Source organism: Micromonospora sp. NPDC047620 (genome assembly GCF_043205005.1).
Classification (GTDB): domain Bacteria; phylum Actinomycetota; class Actinomycetes; order Mycobacteriales; family Micromonosporaceae; genus Micromonospora.
In genome coordinates, this window is record NZ_JBIDDG010000070.1 from 1 (window position 1) to 5,900 (window position 5,900).

Consider the following 5,900-nt stretch of genomic DNA (forward strand, 5'->3'; position numbering starts at 1 on the left):
ACGGTGTACGCGACGGCGAGTCCCGGTAAGTGGGGTGTGCTGCGTGGGTTGGGCGTCGCCGAGGAGCGGATCGCGTCGTCGCGGTCGACGGAGTTTGAGCAGGCGTTCGCCTCGGCTAGTGGTGGCGCGGGTGTGGATGTGGTGTTGGATGCGCTCGCGGGTGAGTTCGTGGACGCGTCGTTGCGGTTGTTGCCGCGTGGTGGCCGGTTCGTGGAGATGGGCAAGACCGACGTCCGTGACCCGCAGTTGGTCGCCGGGCAGCACCCCGGCGTGACGTACCAGGCGTTCGAACTCAACAACGCCGGCGGGGAGCGGATCGGGCAGATGCTGTCCGAGTTGCTGGCTCTGTTCGAGCGGGGTGTGCTGTCGCCGTTGCCGGTGCGGGTGTGGGATGTGCGGCAGGCGCGGGCGGCGTTGCGGCACATCAGCCAGGCCCGCCACGTCGGCAAGGTCGTCCTCCAGATTCCGGCGCCGATCGACCCCGATGGCACCGTCCTGGTCACCGGGGCGTCGGGCACCCTCGCCGGGGTCGTTGCCCGGCACCTCGTCGCCACCGGTCAGACACGCCGACTGCTGCTGGCCTCGCGCCGCCTGCCCGGCGAAGGCAGCGACTACGCCGCGCTGGTCGCGGAGCTGACCGAGGCCGGTGCCACGGTCGACGCCATTGCGGTGGACGTGAGCGACCCGCAGCAGGTGGCGGACCTCGTCGCCGGGGCGCATGCCCTGACCGCCGTCGTGCACACCGCCGGGGTCGTCGCCGACGCGACGGTCACCTCGCTGGACGCCGACGCCCTCGCCGCCGTCATGGCGCCCAAGGTCGACGGGGCGTGGACGCTGCACCGCGCCACCGCCCACCTGGACCTCGCCGCGTTCGTGGTGTTCTCGTCGATAGCGGCCACCCTCGGCTCGCCCGGCCAGGCCAACTACGCCGCCGCGAACGCGTTCCTCGACGCCCTCGCCCAGCACCGCCGCCAGCGGGGTCTGCCGGCGGCCAGCCTCGCCTGGGGACTCTGGGCCACCACCAGCAGCATGACCGCGCACCTCGAGGCAACCGAACACCGGCGGGCCATCCGCGCCGGCAGCGCCCCGCTCACCGACGCCGAGGGGCTCGCCCTCTTCGACGCCGCGCAGCGGCACGGCGGCGCGCACGTCGTACTCATGAAGGTGCCGGCGGCCACCGACGCGCCGGACGCCGGGCGGGTCCCCGCACTGCTGCGCGACCTCGTCCGGCCGCCCCGCGCGCGGCGGCGGGCGGCCACCCGGGCCACCGCCGACCTCTCCGTCGGCGAGCGGCTCGCGGCACTCAGCCCCGTGGAGCGGCGCGGCCAGCTCCTCGAACTCGTCGCCAACAACATGGCGGCGGTCCTCGGCCACCGCTCGGCCGACCACGTCGACCCGCAGCGGCCGTTCAAGGAACTCGGCTTCGACTCCCTGACCTCCGTCGAGCTGCGCAACCGGCTCGCCACCGCGACCGGGCTGCGGCTGCCGGCCACGGTCGCCTTCGACTACCCCACCCCGGTCGTGCTCGCTGACTTCCTCGACCGGGAGATCGTCGGCCGGGCCGCCCCGGCGGCGGTCCAGGCCACCGCCGCGGCCGGCACCGACGAGCCCATCGCGATCGTCGGCATGGCCTGCCGCTTCCCCGGCGGCGTGCAGACCCCCGAGCAGCTCTGGGACCTGGTGACCGCCGGCGCGGACGTCATCGCGCCCTTCCCCACCGACCGCGGCTGGGACCTCGCCGACCTGCGCACCGACGCCCAGGACGGCACAGCCACCCCGCAGCGCGGCGGCTTCCTGTACGACGCCGCCGACTTCGACGCCACCTTCTTCGGCATCTCGCCGCGCGAGGCCCTGGCCATGGACCCGCAGCAGCGGCTGCTGCTGGAAACCTCGTGGGAGGCGTTCGAGCGGGCCGGCATCGACCCGCTGGCCGCCCGCGGCAGCAGCACCGGCGTCTACGTCGGCCTGATCTACCACGACTACGCGTCCAAGGCCCTCGGCACCTCCGACGAACTGGACGGGTACGTCGGCAACGGCAGCGCCGGCAGCGTCGCGTCCGGCCGGATCTCCTACCTGTTCGGGCTCGAAGGGCCGGCCGTCACCGTCGACACGGCGTGCTCGTCGTCGCTGGTCGCCCTGCACCTCGCCGCGCAGGCGCTGCGGCAGGACGAGTGCCGCCTCGCCCTCGCCGGCGGTGTCAGCGTCATGTCCACCCCCGGGATGCTCGCCGAGTTCTCCCGGCAGCGCGGCCTGTCGCCCGACGGGCGGTGCAAGGCGTTCGGCGCCGGCGCCGACGGCACCGGCTTCGCCGAGGGCGTCGGCATGCTGCTGCTCGAACGGCTCTCCGACGCCCAGCGCAACGGGCGGCGCATCCTCGCCGTGATCCGGGGCAGCGCCGTCAACCAGGACGGTGCCAGCAGCGGCCTCACCGCCCCGAACGGGCCGTCCCAGCAGCGGGTCATCCGCCAGGCCCTCGCCAACGCCCGCCTCGCTACGGCCGACGTCGACGCCGTCGAGGCGCACGGCACGGGCACCGCCCTGGGCGACCCGATCGAGGCGCAGGCGCTGCTCGCCACGTACGGGCAGGAGCGGCCCGCCGACCAGCCGCTGTGGCTGGGGTCCATCAAGTCGAACATCGGGCACGCGCAGGCCGCCGCCGGGGTCGCCGGGGTCATCAAGATGGTCCTGGCGATGCGGCACGGCGTCCTGCCGCGCACCCTGCACGTCGACGAGCCGTCGCCGCACATCGACTGGTCGGCCGGCTCCGTCGCCCTGCTCGCGCAGGACCGGCCCTGGCCCGAGACGGACCGGCCCCGCCGGGCGGCCGTGTCGTCGTTCGGCATCAGCGGCACCAACGTCCACACCATCCTGGAGCAGGCGCCCGACGCCGCGCCCACGCCGACCGTGACCGTGCCACCGGCCGTCACCTCCGGCGACCTGACCACCCCCTGCGTGCTCTCCGCCCGCACCGGCGACGCCCTGCGCGAGCAGGCCACCCGGCTGCGCGCCTGGCTGGCCGAGAACCCGGCGGTGCCGCTGCCGGACCTCGGCCACGCGCTGGCCACCGGACGGTCCGCGTTCGAGCACCGCGCGGTGCTGCTGCCCCGCGACCGGCAGAGCCTGCTCGCCGGCCTCGACGCCGTCGCCGGCGACGAGCCGTCGTCCATCGTCGTCCGGGGCACGGCCCGCCCTGGCCGGCTCGCCGTCCTCTTCTCCGGGCAGGGCGCGCAGCGTGCCGGGATGGGCCGGGAGTTGTACGGGGCGTTCCCGGTGTTCGCCTCGGCGTTGGACGAGGTGTGCGCCCACCTGGACCCGCTGCTGCCGCAGCCGCTTCGTGGGGTGTTGTTCGCTCCGGAGGGCTCGCCGGAGGCGGCGCTGCTGGACCAGACCGTGTTCACCCAGGCCGGCCTGTTCGCGGTCGAGGTGGCGCTGTTCCGGCTCGTCGAGTCGTTCGGTGTCGTGCCGGACTTCGTCGGCGGGCACTCGGTCGGGGAGGTCACGGCCGCGTACGTGGCCGGAGTGCTGTCCCTTGAGGACGCGTGTGCCCTGGTGGCGGCGCGGGGCCGGCTGATGCAGGCCCTGCCGGCCGGCGGTGGGATGTTGGCGGTGAACGCGGCCGAGGCCGACGTGTCGCCGGTTCTCGAAGGACTGACCGACCGGGTCGGGATCGCGGCCGTCAACGGCCCGACCTCCGTCGTGGTGTCCGGCGACCTGACGGTGCTGGACGAGGTGGAGGCCGTCTGGCGGGGCAGGGGCGTGCTGACGCGCCGGCTGACGGTGAGCCACGCGTTCCACAGCCCGTTGATGGAGCCGATGCTGGCCGAGTTCCGGGCCGTCCTGGACAGCCTCGCCTTCCGGCCGCCACTGCTGCCGGTGGTGTCCAACCTGACCGGCCACGCCGCCGACGCGGCGGACCTCTGCGACCCCGGGTACTGGGTGCGGCACGTCCGCGAGGCCGTCCGCTTCGCCGACGGGATCGCGTACCTGCGGCAGCGCAACGTCGCCACGTACCTGGAGGTCGGGCCGGACGGCGTCCTCGCCGGCATGGCGCAGGACTGTCTCGCGGACGACAGCGACGCGATGGTCGTACCGACCCTGCGGAAGGGCCGCACCGAGGCGTCCGCGTTCCTCGCGGCCCTCGCCGAGACGTACGCCGGCGGCGTGCCCGTCGACTGGGCCGCGCTGACCGGCGGCGGCTCCGCCGTACGACCGGTGGACCTGCCGACGTACCCGTTCCAGCGGCAACGGTTCTGGCCCGACGCGGCGGCCTGGCGCAGCGGCGACGTGTCCGGCGCCGGGCTCGCCGCCCCGGGGCACCCGCTGCTGGGTGCGGCGGTGCGCCTGGCGGGTGACGACGAGGTGGTGCTGACCGGTCGGCTGGGGCTGTCGTCGCACTCGTGGTTGGGCGATCACGTGGTGTCGGGTGCGGTGGTGGTGCCGGGCACTGCCCTCGTGGAGTTGGTGGTGCGGGCCGGCGACGAGGTGGGCGCGTCCCGGGTGCGGGAGCTGACCATCGCGGCGCCGCTGGCACTGCCGTCGTCCGGCGGCGTGCGGGTGCAGGTGCGCGTCGGTGGGATCGACGACTCCGGGGGCCGGGACGTCGCCGTGTACTCCCAGCCGGAGGACGACGCCGAGGCGGAGTGGGTCCGGCACGCCGGCGGTGTGCTGGAGCCGGCGTCGGCCGAGGAGCCCGGCCTGGCGGCGTGGCCGCCGGTCGGCGTGCCGGAGACGGACCTCGCCGGCTGGTATCCGGCGTTGGTGGAGCACGGGCTCGCGTACGGGCCGGTGTTCCAGGGGCTGCGGCGGGTGTGGGCCGGCGACGGCGAGGTGTACGCCGAGGTCACCCTGCCGGACGACGCGCCGGACGTGTCGGCGTTCGGGGTGCACCCGGCGCTGCTGGACGCCGCGCTGCACCCGATCGGGCTGCTCGACGCCGGTTCCGGTCCGCGGGTGCCGTTCGCGTTCGAGGGCGTGCAGGTGCACGCCTCGGGCGCGCGGGTGCTGCGGGTGCGGCTGACCCGTGCCGGTTCCGCGGTCCGCCTGGTGGCGGTGGACGAGTCGGGTGCGCCGGTCGTGTCGGTGGACTCGCTGGTGCTGCGGGAGATGGGTGCGGTTGCCACGCCGAACGCGGCCGACCGGTCGCTGTTCGAGGTGTCGTGGCAGGTCGAGGACGTCGTGCCGGCCGGGGACGTCTCGGGTTGGGCGGCGCTGGGCGACGTCGAGCTGCCGGGTGTGACCGTGTTCGGGGACGTGGCGGCGCTGGTGGCGGCCGTGGAGGCGGGGGAGTGCACCCCGGACCGCGTGCTGCTGCCGGTGCCCGTGGCCGCTGACCTGGCGGTGCCGGCGGCCGTTCGGTCGGTGACGACCGAGGTGTTGACGGTGGTGCAGTCGTGGTTGGCCGCCGAGGCGCTGGCGGACGCGCGGCTGGTGGTCACGACGCGGGGCGCGGTGGTGGCCCGCGACGAGGACCGGGTCGACGACCTGGCGGGTGCGGCGGTGTGGGGCCTGCTGCGGTCGGCGCAGTCGGAGCACCCGGACCGCATCGTCCTGGCCGACCTCGACGGGCCCGTCGACCCGGCGGCGCTCGGCGTGCTGTCGGCGGTCGCGGCCGACCCGTCGGCCGTCGGCGGCCAGCTCGCGCTGCGGGGCGACCGGGTGCTCGTACCCCGGCTCGTGCGGCGGGCCGGCACCGAGCTGACCCCGCCGGCCGACGGCGCGTGGCACGTCGCGGCGGTGCGCCCCGGGACGCTGGACGGCGTGGAGATCGCGCCGACCGCGCCGGTCGCCCTGGCCTCCGGCGAGGTCCGCGTCGCCGTACGCGCGGCGGGTGTGAACTTCCGGGATGTTCTGATCGCGCTGGGCATGTACCCGGATCCGTCTGCGGTGATGGGTAGTGAGGG

Annotated in this window: 1 protein-coding gene; it reads left to right on the top strand. The window is 75.3% G+C overall.

Annotation, left to right across the window (positions count from 1 at the left end; genetic code table 11):
• A partial coding sequence (locus tag ACGF5C_RS34125; RefSeq protein ID WP_393308440.1) for an SDR family NAD(P)-dependent oxidoreductase occupies positions 1–5,900 on the top strand: 5,900 nt, incomplete at both ends.